Raw genomic sequence first — 15,008 nt, 5'->3', positions numbered from 1 at the left:
CGACGTGGACCCTTTCGCCACCAGGGCCGGCCAAGGCACCGAACCGGGGCAACTGCACGTGGTGCTGGTGCTCTCCGCGGCCAGCGGGGGCGTCGGCGCCCACGTGCGTTCGCTGGCCCAGGGCCTGGTTGCGCACGGCGTGGCCGTGACCGTCTGCGCCCCCGGAGGCACCGACGCGCTGTTCGGCTTCTCCCGGACCGGCGCCCGGTTCCACCTGGTCGACATCACCCCCACCTCCGGGGCCCGCAGCGACGCCACCGCGATCGGCGAACTACGGCGCGCCTTCACCGGCGCCGACGTCGTGCACGCGCACGGCCTGCGGGCCGGGCTGCTGGCCGACCTGGCGCTGCGCACCGCCGGACGCTTCCCCGGGCTGCGCCCGGAGACCCCGCTCGTGGTGACCTCCCATCAGGCGATGCTCGCCACCGGACTCGACCGCCGGCTCCAGCGCCTGATGGAACGTCGAGTGGCCCGCTCCGCCGACCTGGTGCTCGGCGCCTCCTCCGACCTGGTGGCCCGGGCCCGCGAACTCGGCGCCACCGACGCCAGGCTCAGCCCGGTCGCCGCCCCGCCGATGCCCGTCGGCGGCCTGAGCCGGGAGGCGGCCCGCGCCGCACTGCTGCACGGCTCCGCCGAACGCCCCGTGGTGCTCGCGATCGGCCGACTGGTCCAGCAGAAGGCCTTCGGGCTGCTGCTGGACGCCGTCCGGTACGGCCTGGGCGAGGGCGACCCGCTGGTGGTCATCGCGGGTGAGGGGCCCGAGGAGGGCCAGCTGCGCGAGCGGATCGCCGCGGAGAAGCTGCCGGTCGAGCTGCTCGGCTACCGCACCGACGTGCCCGACCTCCTCGCGGCGGCCGACCTGGTGGTGGTCAGCAGCCGTTGGGAGGCCCGCTCCCTGGTCGTCCAGGAGGCGATGCGGGCGGGCGTCCCGGTGGTCTCCACCGCGGTCGGCGGCGTGCCCGAACTGGTCGGCGACGCCGCTCTGCTGGTGCCGTACGGCGACCCGGCGGCGCTCGCCGGGGCGGTCCGCGAGCTGCTCGCCGACCCCGAGCGGCGCACCGCGCTGGCGGCGGCCGGGCGGCTGCAGGCCGAGACCTGGCCCGACGAGGCGGACACGGTGGCGCAGGTCCTCAGCACCTACGACGAGCTGGTCCAACGGAGCTGAGCCGGTGACGGCCCAGGGCCCGGGGCCACCGGCGGGAGCGCTGACCACCTGGGTCGGCGCCGCCCGAACGGCGGGGCCCCGAGCCCCGGACCGACTGCGGAGGATCCGGCCTCAGAGGGCCGCCTGCTCGCGGTCGCGAGCTTCGGGCTGGGGGGCGAGGTAGGCGCCCGCGCAGGCGGTGAGGCGGAGGGCGGTGTCGATCAGCGGGACGTGGCTGAACGCCTGGGGGAAGTTGCCGACCTGGCGCTGGGCACGGGAGTCCCACTCCTCCGCCAGCAGCCCGAGGTCGTTGCGCAGCGAGAGCAGCTTCTCGAAGAGCTCCCTGGCCTCCTGCACCCGCCCGATCATCGCCAGGTCGTCCGCCAGCCAGAACGAGCAGGCCAGGAAGGCCCCCTCGTGGCCGGAGAGCCCGTCGACGTTGTTGCCGTTGTCGTCGTGGGTCGGGTAGCGGAGGACGAAGCCGTCCTCGGTGGACAGCTCGCGCTGGATCGCCTCGATGGTGCCGATCACCCGCTTGTCGTCCGGCGGCAGGAAGCCGACCTGGGGGATCAGCAGCAGGGACGCGTCCAGCTCCTGGCCGCCGTAGTACTGGGTGAAGGTGTTGCGGTCGACGTCGTAGCCCCGCTCGCAAACGTCCCGGTGGATCTCGTCCCGGAGCGCCTTCCAGCGCTCCAGCGGGCCCTCGGCGGGGGTCTGTTCGATCAGCTTGATGGTGCGGTCCACCGCGACCCAGGCCATCACCTTGGAGTGTACGAAGTGGCGGCGGGGGCCGCGCACCTCCCAGATGCCCTCGTCCGGCTCGCGCCAGTGCTGCTCCAGGTAGGTGATCAGCTTGAGCTGGAGCAGGTGGGCGTGGTCGTTGCGGGCCAGCCCGGTCATGTGGGCCAGGTGCAGGGCCTCGACCACCTCGCCGTAGACGTCCAGCTGGAGCTGTCCGGCCGCGCCGTTGCCGACCCGGACCGGCTGGGAGCCCTCGTAGCCGGGCAGCCAGTCCAGCTCGGACTCGGTGAGCTCGCGCTCGCCGGCGATGCCGTACATGATCTGCAGGTTCTCCGGGTCACCGGCCACCGCGCGGAGCAGCCACTCGCGCCAGGCCCTGGCCTCCTCGCGGTAGCCGGTGCGCAGCAGCGAGGAGAGGGTGATCGCGGCGTCCCGCAGCCAGGTGTAGCGGTAGTCCCAGTTGCGTTCGCCGCCGATGTCCTCGGGCAGCGAGGTGGTGGGGGCCGCGACGATCCCGCCGGTGGGGGCGTAGGTGAGCGCCTTGAGGGTGATCAGCGAGCGGACCACCGGCTCGCGGAAGGGGCCCTGGTAGGTGCACTGGGCGACCCAGTCGCGCCAGAACTCCACGGTGCCGGCCAGCATCGCCTCGGCGTCCGGCGCGGCGGGCGCGGGCAGGTGGCTGGCCTGCCAGGTGAGCGCGAAGGCGATCCGCTCGCCCTCCTCGACGGTGAAGTCGGCGTACGTGGTGAGGTCCCGGCCGTAGGTCTCGGCCGCGCCGTCCAGCCACACCGAGTCGGGGCCGGCCACGGCGACGGTGCGGTGCGCGCCGTCGGGCTGCTCGACCCGGTGCACCCAGGGCACCACCCGGCCGTAGCTGAACCGCATCCGCAGCGCGGAGCGCATCCTGACCCGGCCGGAGACGCCCTCGACGATCCGGATCATCTGCGGGACGGCGTCCAGACCGGCCAGCGGGCGGGGCGGCATGAAGTCGGTGACCCGGACGGTGCTGCCCTGGACGTCCCACTCCTGCTCCAGGATCAGCGAGTCGCCCCGATAGCGGCGCCGGTCGGCCGGTACGGCCGGAGCGGCGGCGCTCGGCGGGATCGGGATCGCGCCGCTGTCGGTGAACGCCGACCGGGCCGCCGGCGGCACCGGGGTGGCGGCCCCCGTGGAAGCCGGCACCGGTTCGGCGGGGCCGATCCGCCAGAACCCGTGCTCGTCGGTCCCCAGCAGACCGGCGAACACGGCGGGGGAGTCGAATCGGGGCAGGCACAGCCAGTCGACCGCCCCGTCCCTGCTGACCAGGGCGGCGGTCTGCATGTCCCCGATGAGTGCGTAGTCCTCGATACGGCCGGCCACGTGGGTCTCCAGTTCGCAAGATGTGCTCGGCGGCCACCGATGGCGGGGCACGCGGATGCTGCGAGGCCGGAACGTCCGGGCGGTGGCGGCTGGTGGCCACCGGGACGGGGCTGTGATGGGCCCCTGGCCTGGACGGTGAACTGTGCGGGGAGGCTGTGTCCGGTCGCGCATCGGGGACCGAGAGGCGTCGTCCTGACCCCTCGCCCTCCGCGTGCTCTGTTGTCGGCGATGCGTCCGTGCAGAATACTTCGGCGGCAGCGGCCGGGGCACCCCGGAGAACCCCTGTCCGTCACCTGTCGACCGATTGCGGCCAAAGTGATCCGGCTGGAGCAGCCGGAGTGACCCGTACGAACCAGACGGAACTGATCCTTCCGGGCCAGGCCGGACGGTGTCGGGAGCAGGCCGGCGGAACACCGGGCTGACGCGCCGAGGGTGCCCGCGACCGCGTCCACGGCCGCGCGCTGATACCCTGGTATCCCGTGGACTGGTGGGCATTCGCCCCGGTGCCGCCGACCCCGACGACCCCGCCGGACCAGCCGAAAGGCTCCCGGCCGAGTGCGAACTCCTCGTCGGCCAGGCGCCCCCGGCGGTCCCTCCACCGGCGTCACTCCGACAGCGACCCACGGGAGCCCCCTCTTGGCACAGCCCCAATCCGGCAAGGCAGTGAACGGCCGCGCCGTGACGACCAAGCACCTCTTCGTCACCGGGGGTGTCGCCTCCTCGCTCGGCAAGGGCCTCACCGCCTCCAGCCTCGGTGCCCTGCTGAAGGCACGCGGTCTGCGCGTGACGATGCAGAAGCTCGACCCCTACCTCAACGTGGACCCGGGCACCATGAACCCGTTCCAGCACGGTGAGGTCTTCGTCACCGACGACGGGGCCGAGACCGACCTCGACATCGGCCACTACGAGCGCTTCCTCGACACCAACCTGCACGGTTCGGCGAACGTGACGACCGGCCAGGTGTACTCGACGGTGATCGCCAAGGAGCGTCGTGGCGAGTACCTGGGCGACACCGTCCAGGTCATCCCGCACATCACCAACGAGATCAAGTCCCGGATCCGCCGGATGGCGACCGAGGATGTCGACGTGGTGATCACCGAGGTGGGTGGCACCGTCGGTGACATCGAGTCGCTGCCGTTCCTGGAGGCGGTCCGCCAGGTCCGCCACGAGGTCGGCCGGGACAACGTCTTCTTCGTGCACGTCTCGCTGCTGCCGTACATCGGCCCCTCGGGCGAGCTGAAGACCAAGCCGACCCAGCACTCGGTCGCGGCCCTGCGCAACATCGGCATCCAGCCGGACGCCATCGTGCTGCGCGCCGACCGCGAGGTGCCGCAGGCCATCAAGCGCAAGATCTCGCTGATGTGCGACGTGGACGAGGAGGCCGTGGTCGCGGCCATCGACGCCAAGTCGATCTACGACATCCCGAAGGTGCTGCACTCCGAGGGCCTGGACGCGTACGTGGTCCGCCGGCTCGACCTGCCCTTCCGGGACGTCGACTGGACCGTCTGGGACGACCTGCTGCGCCGGGTGCACGAGCCCCAGCACATCGTGAAGGTGGCGCTGGTCGGCAAGTACATCGACCTGCCCGACGCCTACCTCTCGGTGACCGAGGCGCTGCGGGCGGGCGGTTTCGCCAACAACGCCCGGGTCGAGATCAAGTGGGTGACCAGCGACGACTGCCTGACCCCCGAGGGGGCGCAGGAGCAGCTGGGTGATGTGGACGCGATCTGCATCCCCGGTGGCTTCGGCGACCGCGGGGTGGACGGCAAGGTCGCCGCCATCACCTACGGCCGGGAGAAGAAGATCCCGCTGCTGGGCCTCTGCCTGGGCCTGCAGTGCGTGGTCATCGAGGCCGCCCGCAACCTGGCCGGTCTGCCGGACGCAAACTCCACCGAGTTCGACGCGGCGGCCAAGTACCCGGTCATCTCGACCATGGCCGAGCAGCTGGCGATCGTGGACGGCAAGGGCGACCTGGGTGGCACCATGCGCCTGGGCCTCTACCCGGCCAAGCTGGCCGAGGGCTCGATCGTCCGTGAGGTGTACGGCGGCGAGCAGTACGTGGACGAGCGCCACCGCCACCGCTACGAGGTCAACAACGCGTACCGCGCGGACCTGGAGAAGACCGGCCTGCAGTTCTCCGGCCTCTCCCCGAAGGGCGACCTGGTCGAGTACGTCGAGTACCCGCGCGAGGTCCACCCCTACCTGGTCGCCACCCAGGCGCACCCGGAGCTGAAGTCCCGGCCGACCCGCCCGCACCCGCTGTTCGCGGGTCTGGTGGCGGCGGCCATCAAGATCAAGACCGGCGGCGAGTGACACTCGGGCGTTCGGTGGACGGCGGTCGCGCGATTCTTCGCGCGGCCGCCGTTCTGCGTTAGTGTCACCATGACGAAAAGGGGAGCGAGATGACGGACGGTCAGCGGCAGATCCGGGACCAGGCGGAGGAGTGGCCGGTACGGTCCAGTGCGCAGCCCTTCCAGGGGCGGGTCACGGGTGTCCGTACGGACGAGGTGCTGATGCCCGACGGCAGCCACGCCCGGCGGGACTACCAGACGCACCCGGGGTCGGTCTCGGTGCTCGCGCTGGACGAGCAGCAGCGGGTGCTGATCCTCCGGCAGTACCGGCACCCGGTGCGGCAGCGGCTCTGGGAGCTCCCGGCCGGGCTGCTGGACGTGCCCGGGGAGAACCCGCTGCACGCGGCGCAGCGCGAGCTCTTCGAGGAGGCGCACTGCAAGGCGGCCGAGTGGCGGGTGCTGGTCGACTTCTACACCTCGCCCGGCGGGACGGACGAGGCGCTGCGGCTGTTCCTGGCGACCGGCCTGTCGGCGGCGGACGGGGAGCGGTACGAGGCGCACGGGGAGGAGCTGGAGATCGAGACGGCGCGGGTGCCGCTGGCCGAGCTGGTGGGCTTGGTGCTGGCCGGTGAGCTGCACAACCCGACGCTGATCACCGGGACGCTGGCACTGCACGCCGCCCTGACCTCGCCGATGGGGATCGAGGCGCTGCGGGCGGCGGACTCGCCGTGGCCGGCCCGGCCCTTCAACTGAGCCCTGCTCGTACCGCCGGGGTTCCTGACCTGTCGCGGAGGTCAACGCTCCCGGGCTCTGCGGGTCCGCATCCCCGGGGCGGCGCTGCCTCCGTGCGGGTGATTCGGTGGTTGGTAGTACTGGTGTCCTCTCCGGCGCGGGTGGCGGCTCGAACTACGCTTCCCGGACGGGGCCCGCGTGGGCCCGTCGGCTGAACGGTCGGGAGTGGCGCAGGTGGTGAGGGAGACGGCGACGATGGACGCTCGGCCCGCCCCGGTTGCCGGTCAACTGCCGGACGGTCCTGGGCTGTTCGTCGGACGGACGGCCGAGCTCGCGGCGTTGGCGGCCGGTCGGAGCCGGGTGGTGGCGGGCCGGTGTCCGCTGCTGGTGGTGGCGGGGCGGCCGGGGTCGGGGCGCACCTCACTGGCCGTCAGGTTCGCCGCGTCGGTGGCGGAGGAGTACCCGGACGGCGTGCTGTTCGCCCGGCTGTCCGCGCCGGACGGGACCAGGGTGGCGCCCGGCGCGGTGGCGCGGCGGCTGTTGGAGCAGCTGGGGGAGCCTGCGGCGGGGGCGCTGCCGACCGGGGAGGAGGAGGGCGAGGACGATCCCGCCTGTGCGGCGGCGCGGGCGGCGGTGAGCGGCCGGCGGGTGCTGCTGGTGCTGGACGACGTCCGGGATTCGGGGCAGCTCTGGCCGTTGCTGGCGACGGCACCCGAGGCGCTGGTGGTGGCCACCACGGCGGGGCCGTTGACCGGGATCGAGGGGATCGATCCGGTGATCCTGGGTGGGCTGTCGCAGTCCGCGTCGGTGGAGCTGGTGAGCGGGCTGGTCGGCGGGACCAGGATCAGCTGTGACCCGGTCGGGGCGGCCGAGCTCGCGGAGGCGTGTGCCTGCCGCCCCACCGCGCTGCGGCTGATGGCGGGCTGGCTGCGGGCCGCTCCCAAGGCGGCGGTGACGGACGCGGCCAGGGAGCTGTCGTCGGCGGCCGAGGCGCGGACGCCCCCGGAGCCGGAGCTCCGGAAGAAGCGGAGGAAGGACGGGCCGCCGACCGACGAGCCGGTGCCGGTGCCCGACGGCGACCCGCTCGGTGCGGCGTTCACGCTGCTGCACCGGTCGCTGCCGCCGGCCGAGGCCCGGATGCTGCGGATGCTCACGCTGGCGCCCGGGCAGCAGGCCGATCTGCGGACCGCGTCCGCACTGGTGGGCTGTCCGGCGCCGGAGGCCGCCACCCTGCTGGCGAAGCTGACGGAGCGTGAACTCCTTGACGGGGAAGGCGAGTCGGCGGACGGCACGCCTCGGTACCGGGTGCCGGGGCGGCTCTACGGGCGGCTGTTGGCGCTGCGCGAGGAGCTCGACCGGCCGGCCGAGCTGGAGCTCGCCAGGGCCCGGCTGCTGGAGCGGCTGGTGCGGCTGGTGGAGTCGGCCAGGGCGCTGCTCGACCCGGCCGCCGGACCCGGCCCCGATCCGCTGCCGGGACCGCTGCGGCTGCGGACGGCCGGGCAGGCCGGGCTCTGGCTGACGGAGCAGCGCGGTCTGCTGCTGGGTGCGGTCGGGGACGCGATCGGCCGGGCCGATCTGGACGGTTCGGCCGGCCGGCTGGTGACCGCGCTGCTGCGGGCGCTGCCGCTGACCGGTCGGGCCGCCCCGGCGGACCTCTACGCACTGCACGGTCTGGTGCTGCAGGTGGCCGAGCGGAGCGGGAACCGCCGCCGGGCGGCCGCCGCGCTGCTCAACCTGGGCGATCTGCAGGCGGCGGCGGGTCGCTGGAAGGTGGCCGCCGAGCGGTACCGGGCCGCCCTGGAGCACGGCAGGGCGGTGGACGACGAGGTGGCCTGTGCCCGCGCCCTGGAGGGCGTGGCGGAGAGCCGGCGGGCGCTCGGCGACCCGGTACGCGCCGCCGACTGGTACGGCCGGGCGCTGGAGCTGCGGCAGGGCCTGGGGGACCACAGGGCCGAGGCCAGGCTGCTGGCCCGGACGGCCGAGGCGCATCTGGCCCAGCGCAGGTTCGAGGAGGCCGAGCGGGAGTACCGGGCGGCGCTCGCGGTGCTGCGGCGACTGGGCGACGAACGGGGCCAACGGGCGGTGACGGCGGCCCTGGAAGAGCTGCGGTCACTGGTCGAAGTCGAGCGGACCCGGGTGACTTCGGAGTGATGTCCGGAAGGTTGCTTTGCGGCCGATTTGCCAGATGATGTGGGAGGCAAGCCTACGAATCTGCCAATGTGGCCAGCGGATTTATTCACTTTGGAAGGCTGACGGATCACCTGGGCTTCATTACACTCGACCTTAGTCGCGTAGCGAAGCGTGCCCCGGCGTCTCCGGAGGTCTCCACGTGCGCGTTGCCCGCCGGTGTTCTCCGGCCGGGCCCCAGAGGCAAAAGGGACGTGTTCCATCGTGAAGGTCGGCATCCCCCGCGAGGTCAAGAACCACGAGTACCGCGTGGCCATCACGCCCGCCGGCGTGCATGAGCTGGTCCGTAACGGACACGAGGTCGTCATCGAGGACAACGCCGGTCTCGGCTCCTCGATCCCCAACGAGGAGTACGTGGCCGCCGGCGCCACCATTCTCCCCACCGCCGACGAGGTGTGGGCGGCCGCCGACCTGCTGCTGAAGGTCAAGGAGCCGATCGCGCAGGAGTACCACCGCCTCCGCAAGGGCCAGACCCTCTTCACCTACCTGCACCTCGCCGCCGACAAGGCCGGCACCGACGCGCTGGTCGCCTCCGGCACCACCGCGATCGCGTACGAGACCGTGCAGCTCGCCAACGGTGCCCTGCCGCTGCTCGCCCCGATGTCCGAGGTCGCGGGCCGGCTGGCCCCGCAGGTCGGCTCGTACCACCTGATGCGCCCGGCCGGCGGCCGTGGCACCCTGCCCGGTGGTGTGCCCGGCACCCACCCGGCCAAGTGCGTGGTCATCGGCGGTGGCGTCTCCGGCTGGCACGCCGCGACCATCGCGATCGGCATGGGCTACGAGGTGACCCTGCTGGACCGCGACATCAACAAGCTGCGCGAGGCCGACAAGATCTTCGGCACGAAGATCAAGGCCATCATGTCCAACGCGTACGAGCTCGAGAACGCGGTGCTCGACGCCGACCTGGTGATCGGCGCGGTGCTGATCCCGGGCGCCAAGGCCCCGAAGCTGGTCACCAACGAGCTGGTCTCCCGGATGAAGCCGGGCTCCGTGCTCGTCGACATCGCGATCGACCAGGGCGGCTGCTTCGAGGACTCCCGGGCCACCACGCACGCCGATCCGACCTTCGAGGTCCACAACTCGGTCTTCTACTGCGTGGCCAACATGCCGGGCGCCGTGCCGAACACCTCCACCTACGCGCTGACCAACGCGACGCTGCCGTACGTCGTCGAGCTGGCCAACCGGGGCTGGAAGGACGCGCTGCGCCGCGACGCCGCGCTGGCCAAGGGCCTGAACGTGCACGAGGGCCAGATCACCTACGGTGCCGTGGCCGAGGCCTTCGGCCTGCCGTCGGTCTCGCTGGAGAGCGTGCTCGCCTGACCCTGCTGACCCCCTGTCAGCACCCGCTGAACGCCCCCGTCCCGCTTCCCTCGGGCCGGGGGCTTCGGTGTGCCCGGAGCACCGCTCGGCGCCCCCTCGAACAGACGTATGTCGACATTTGGGGGCGGTCGGGTGACCGTGTCAATGTGTGTGCCCGTCGTCACCCGGCGCAGAAACGTTAGGTGCGTACGGCCGCACAAGCCTTGACAGTGACCGGTCCGACGGCCGACACATCCGGCCCACTACCGTGGATTGTGTTGCTGCGAACGCCGCGGACAGCCTAGAGTCGCAAACCGTCGGCATGCTGCCACGCTGACGAATCGACAACAGTCCTGGATGCCCAAGGAGGTAAGACGACTTGTGAATGAGTCGACATTTGCTCCCGGGGGTGGTCAGCCGGGACTGGCGGAGCACTCGGTCGCGGTCCGTACCTTCGAGGCACGTCAGAACACCGCACCCGCCTCCACCGCCGATCAGGCTGACCCGCCGTCACACGGCCTTGCCTACGGCGACTTCGCGTACGGCTCCTACGACGACCCGGACGCCGAGTACGAACCAGATCCGGAGTACGCCGCGACCCTGGCCCCCGACGCAGCCCGCCAACGCCGCGAGCGCGTCGGCCCGACCGGTCGTCCGCTGCCCTACTTCCCGATCCCCGCGCCGCTGGCCGAGCACGGCCCCGCGCAGATCATCGCGATGTGCAACCAGAAGGGCGGCGTGGGCAAGACCACGTCGACCATCAACCTGGGCGCCGCGCTGGCCGAGTACGGCCGCCGGGTGCTCCTGGTCGACTTCGACCCGCAGGGGGCGCTGTCGGTCGGCCTGGGCGTCAACCCGATGGAACTCGACGTCACGGTCTACAACCTGCTCATGGAGCGGGGTCTGACGGCCGATGAGGTGCTGCTGAAGACCGCCGTGCCCGGCATGGACCTGCTGCCCTCGAACATCGACCTGTCGGCCGCCGAGGTCCAACTGGTCAGCGAGGTCGCCCGCGAGTCGGCGCTGGCCCGGGCGTTGAAGCCGCTGCTGCCGGACTACGACTTCGTCATCATCGACTGCCAGCCCTCGCTCGGCCTGCTCACCGTCAACGCCCTGACGGCGGCTCACAGCGTCATCGTCCCGCTGGAGTGCGAGTTCTTCGCGCTGCGCGGGGTCGCGCTGCTCACCGAGACCATCGAGAAGGTCTGCGAGCGGCTCAACCCCGAGCTGCGGCTCGACGGCATCCTGGCCACCATGTACGACTCGCGCACCGTGCACAGTCGCGAGGTGCTGGCCCGGGTGGTCGAGGCGTTCGGCGAGCACGTCTTCCACACCGTGATCGGACGGACCGTCAGGTTCCCGGAGACCACCGTGGCCGGCGAGCCGATCACCACGTACGCGACCAACTCGGTCGGCGCCGCCGCCTACCGCCAGCTCGCCAGGGAGGTGCTCGACCGGTGCCGCCCCGCCGAGTGAGTCTCCCGGGTGCCGACGAGCTGTTCCGGACCACCGGTGGGATGGCTCTGTCGCCGTCCCTGAGCCGGCCCGAGGCACCCCGCACGGAGACCGCCCGGAGCACCGAGAAGGGCGGGCCTGCGGCGGAGGTCCCGCAGGCCAGGCCGGAGTCGCAGCCCAGCGCTCCCGCCACCGAGGAGACCACGGGGGAGGCCGCCCGGCGGCCCCGTCCCCGGGGCCGGGCGCCGCGCCGCCCGAGCGGGCGGGAACGGCACGACGAGAAGATCACCGTGTACGTCTCCGCCGAGGAACTGATGGACCTGGAGCACGCCCGGCTGGTGCTCCGTGGCGAGCACGGCCTCGCGGTCGACCGCGGCCGGGTGGTCCGCGAGGCGATCGCCGTCGTCCTCGCCGACCTGGAGCAGCGCGGAGAGGCCAGCATCCTGGTCCGCCGTCTCAGGGGCCGCTGAGCCTTTCGCGGACAGCAGCACCAGGGGCTCGGGGCTCCGCCGCGTGAGCGACGCCGGCCTCGGGAGCGCGATCCGACGTGGCTGGTCGGGTACCTTCGCAGTGACCCGCATGCCAGATCTCCTCGCCCACGCGGCGGAGCCGCAGATCAGCGCAGCCCCGAGCCCCTGGACCGCACATGGCCGAACATCCCGCCTTCCAGGTGCGGCTGGAGAACTTCGAGGGGCCGTTCGACCTGCTGCTGGGGTTGATCGCCAAGCACAGGCTGGAGATCACCGAGCTGTCGCTGTCGCGGATCACCGACGAGTTCATGGCGCACATCCGCGCGATGGGCCCGGACTGGGACCTGGACGTGGCGACCGACTTCCTGGTGGTGGCGGCCACCCTGCTCGACCTCAAGGCGGCACGGCTGCTGCCCGCCGCCGAGGTGGAGGACGAGGAGGACCTCGCGCTGCTGGAAGCCCGGGACCTGCTGTTCGCCCGGCTGCTGCAGTACCGCGCGTACAAGCAGGTGGCCGCCGTGCTGGCGGACCGCTGGGCGGCCGAGTCGCGGCAGCGCCCCCGTACCGTCGGGCTTGAGCCGGCCCACGCCGCGCTGCTGCCCGAGGTGGTGATCAGCATCGGGCTCGACGGCTTCGCCCGGCTGGCGGCGAAGGCGATGACGCCCAAGCCGAGGCCGGTGGTCTACGTGGACCACATCCACGCCCCGCCGGTCAGCGTCCGGGAGCAGGCGGCCCTGGTGGCGGAGCTGCTCCGGACCGTGGGCGAGGCGGACTTCCGCCGGCTGGTGGCCGATGCGGGGGGCGACACCCTGGTGGTGGTGGCCCGCTTCCTGGCCCTGCTGGAGCTGTACCGGGAGCGGGTGCTGGACTTCGACCAGCCCGAGCCGCTCGGAGCGCTGACGGTCCGTTGGGTGGCGGAGAGCGACCGGCTGGTCGAGGTCACCGACGAGTTCGACCGCCCGCCGGAGCCGATCGAGAAGGAGCTGTCATGACCGAGGAGCCGTCACGGCCCGCCAGGCGCTCGCTGGGCGTCCCGGGGCAGTCCCGGGCCGAGGAGTGGCAGGAGTCCGCGTACGGGGCGCCGGAGGACGTCCAGGAGTGGACGGAGCCGGTGGCCGAGGTCCCCGTTGCCCCGGACCCTCCGATCCGCGCGGACCTGGAGGCGATTCTGCTGCTGGTCGACGAACCGGCCACCGAGCGGCACCTGGCCGCCGTACTCGACCGCCCGGTCGCCGAGGTGGCCCGCACCCTGCGCGAGCTGGCCGCCGAGTACACCGCCCAGGGCAGGGGCTTCGACCTGCGGTTCGTCGCCGGGGGCTGGCGCTTCTACACCCGGGCCGACTGCGCGCCGGCCGTCGAACGGTACGTCCTGGACGGCCAGCAGTCCCGACTCACCCAGGCCGCGCTGGAGACGCTGGCGGTCGTCGCGTACCGGCAGCCGGTGTCGCGGAGCCGGGTCTCTGCGGTCCGTGGTGTGAACTGTGACGGCGTGATGCGTACCCTGGTACAGCGAGGACTGGTGGAAGAGACCGGCTCCGAGCCGGAAACAGGTGCAATCCTGTATCGGACGACGAACTACTTCCTGGAACGGATGGGGTTGCGCGGCCTGGAGGAACTCCCGGAGCTGGCGCCCTTCCTGCCCGAGGTCGACGACGTGGAAGCGGAGTCCCTCGAAGGCACGATGATCGCGGAGGCGGTCGCCGCCGCACGTGCGGACGGCAGGGAAGTGCAGTGAGGTCGGCCGGGCACGACGAGCACTTCCAGACGGAACACGACGTACGGATGTTTTGATGCGTAGCAGTGGCAACGGCAGGAACAGCAGCGGCGGTGGCGGGAGCCAGGGCCGTGGCGGACAGGGCGGGGGCCGCGGGAGCGACTCCCGTGGCGGCTCGTCGTACGGCGGCGGCCGCAGCGGCGGCAGTGGCGGCACCGGCGGGAGCCAGGGCCGCGGTGGACAGGGCGGCGGCCGCGGGGGCGACTCGCGTGGTGGCTCGTCGTTCGGTGGCGGCGGCCGGGGCGGCGACTCCCGCGGCGGTTCGTCGTTCGGCGGCGGCCGCGGGGGCGACTCCCGTGGTGGCTCGTCGTTCGGTGGCGGCGGCCGGGGCGGCGACTCCCGTGGCGGTTCGTCCTACGGCGGGAGCCGGGACGGGCGTGGCGGCGGCGGGGGCTCCTTCGGCGGCAACCGCAGCGGCGGTGGCTCGTACGGTGGCGGTCGGGGCGGCTCCTCGTCCGGTGGCGACCGTCGCGACGACCGGCAGTACCCGGACCGTCCGCTCCGCCCGGAGGAGCGCAAGTACGACCGCCCCGAGTTCGGCGGCGGCCCGCACGCGTACCCCAACCGGGACTCCACGTCCCGGCGCCCCAGCCCGGCCCCCCGGCCGCGCCGTGAGGGCCAGGGCGCCCCGGGCGACCCGCGGCGTCAGCCGCAGCGGACCCGCGAGCTCCAGGGCAAGATCGAGGACGCGGTGCTGGCCAGGCACGAGCAGGGCCAGGGCGTCCAGGGCGGCAACGCCGAGGGCGAGCGCCTGCAGAAGGTGCTGGCGCGTGCGGGCATGGGCAGCCGGCGGGCCTGCGAGGAGCTGATCGAGCAGGGCCGGGTGATGGTCAACGGCCAGCTGGTCACCGAGCAGGGCAAGCGGGTCCAGCCGGAGACCGACGAGATCAAGGTGGACGGCCTGACCGTCGCCACCCAGTCGTTCCTGTTCTTCGCGCTCAACAAGCCGGCCGGCGTGGTCTCCACCATGGAGGACCCGGACGGCCGTCAGTGCCTGGGCGACTACGTGACCAACCGGGAGACCCGGCTGTTCCACGTCGGCCGCCTGGACACCGAGACCGAGGGCATCATCCTGCTCACCAACCACGGTGAGCTGGCCCACCGCCTGACCCACCCCCGGTACGGCGTCACCAAGACGTACCTGGCCGCGATCCAGGGCCCGATCCCGCGTGACCTGGGCAAGACGCTGGCGAAGGGCATCGAGCTGGAGGACGGCTACGCCCGCGCCGACAGCTTCAAGGTGGTCTCCAACGTCGGCAAGAACTACCTGGTCGAGGTCACCCTGCACGAGGGCCGCAAGCACATCGTGCGCCGGATGCTCGCCGAGGCGGGCTACCCGGTCGAGAAGCTGGTCCGGACCCACTTCGGTCCGATCGCGCTGGGCGACCAGAAGTCGGGCTGGCTGCGCCGCCTGACCAACCCCGAGGTCGGTCAGCTGATGAACGAGGTCGGTCTCTAGCACCGGTCGCGCCGGAGGGCCTTCTCGTCACTGACGGGAAGGCCCTCCGGCGTTCGGTGGGTGTGACGTGAGGGTGCGCACATCCGGCTTGTCAGGC

11 protein-coding genes are annotated in these 15,008 nt (G+C 72.6%); 10 read left to right on the top strand and 1 reads right to left on the bottom strand.

Annotation, left to right across the window (positions count from 1 at the left end):
- The first annotated feature begins 4 nt into the window (after positions 1-4).
- The gene (locus tag ACKUU6_RS08560) at positions 5-1,165 is read left to right on the top strand and encodes a glycosyltransferase family 4 protein (RefSeq protein ID WP_407987879.1); all 1,161 of its coding nucleotides are present in this window, start codon (positions 5-7) and stop codon (positions 1,163-1,165) included.
- A 111-nt stretch (positions 1,166-1,276) separates the two neighbouring features.
- On the opposite strand, the gene ACKUU6_RS08555 is transcribed toward ACKUU6_RS08560, so the two are convergent.
- Positions 1,277-3,244 carry a glycoside hydrolase family 15 protein gene (locus ACKUU6_RS08555; RefSeq protein WP_407987878.1) on the bottom strand — a complete coding sequence of 656 codons (1,968 nt, stop codon included), beginning with the start codon at positions 3,242-3,244 and terminating at the stop codon, positions 1,277-1,279.
- A gap of 678 nt (positions 3,245-3,922) precedes the next feature.
- Between ACKUU6_RS08555 and ACKUU6_RS08550 the strand changes: the two genes are divergently transcribed.
- The 9 genes from ACKUU6_RS08550 (at position 3,923) to ACKUU6_RS08510 (ending at position 14,911) form a co-directional block, all read left to right on the top strand.
- Positions 3,923-5,557 carry a CTP synthase gene (locus tag ACKUU6_RS08550; RefSeq protein ID WP_407987877.1) on the top strand — a complete coding sequence of 545 codons (1,635 nt, stop codon included), beginning with the start codon at positions 3,923-3,925 and terminating at the stop codon, positions 5,555-5,557.
- Positions 5,558-5,646: 89 nt separating this feature from the next.
- On the top strand, positions 5,647-6,288 hold the full coding sequence (locus ACKUU6_RS08545; protein ID WP_407987876.1) for an NUDIX domain-containing protein: 642 nt from the start codon (positions 5,647-5,649) through the stop codon (positions 6,286-6,288).
- Positions 6,289-6,522: 234 nt separating this feature from the next.
- Entirely contained in the window at positions 6,523-8,418 is a 1,896-nt protein-coding gene (locus ACKUU6_RS08540; protein WP_407987875.1) for a tetratricopeptide repeat protein, read from the top strand.
- A gap of 240 nt (positions 8,419-8,658) precedes the next feature.
- Positions 8,659-9,774, top strand: coding sequence for an alanine dehydrogenase (gene ald / locus ACKUU6_RS08535; RefSeq protein ID WP_407987874.1), 1,116 nt, complete (start codon positions 8,659-8,661; stop codon positions 9,772-9,774).
- Positions 9,775-10,134: 360 nt separating this feature from the next.
- Complete coding sequence (locus ACKUU6_RS08530; RefSeq protein ID WP_407987873.1) at positions 10,135-11,229, top strand: ParA family protein; 1,095 nt, start codon at positions 10,135-10,137, stop codon at positions 11,227-11,229.
- A 41-nt stretch (positions 11,230-11,270) separates the two neighbouring features.
- Positions 11,271-11,678 carry a hypothetical protein gene (locus ACKUU6_RS08525; RefSeq protein WP_407987872.1) on the top strand — a complete coding sequence of 136 codons (408 nt, stop codon included), beginning with the start codon at positions 11,271-11,273 and terminating at the stop codon, positions 11,676-11,678.
- A gap of 176 nt (positions 11,679-11,854) precedes the next feature.
- Positions 11,855-12,670 (top strand): segregation and condensation protein A, encoded by an 816-nt coding sequence (locus ACKUU6_RS08520; RefSeq protein ID WP_407987871.1) that lies wholly within the window; start codon positions 11,855-11,857, stop codon positions 12,668-12,670.
- Positions 12,667-13,413 (top strand): SMC-Scp complex subunit ScpB, encoded by a 747-nt coding sequence (scpB, locus tag ACKUU6_RS08515; RefSeq protein WP_407987870.1) that lies wholly within the window; start codon positions 12,667-12,669, stop codon positions 13,411-13,413. Before ACKUU6_RS08520 ends, scpB begins: the two co-directional genes overlap by 4 nt.
- A gap of 55 nt (positions 13,414-13,468) precedes the next feature.
- A complete protein-coding gene (locus ACKUU6_RS08510) occupies positions 13,469-14,911 on the top strand; it encodes a pseudouridine synthase (protein WP_407987869.1) in 1,443 nt (480 codons plus the stop codon).
- The last annotated feature ends 97 nt before the right edge of the window (positions 14,912-15,008 follow it).

It is taken from the genome of Kitasatospora sp. CMC57 (assembly GCF_045866025.2).
In the GTDB taxonomy this organism is placed as follows: Bacteria; Actinomycetota; Actinomycetes; order Streptomycetales; family Streptomycetaceae; genus Kitasatospora.
Note: the sequence above shows the minus strand (reverse complement) of the source record. Positions and strands in the feature narration are given on the sequence as shown.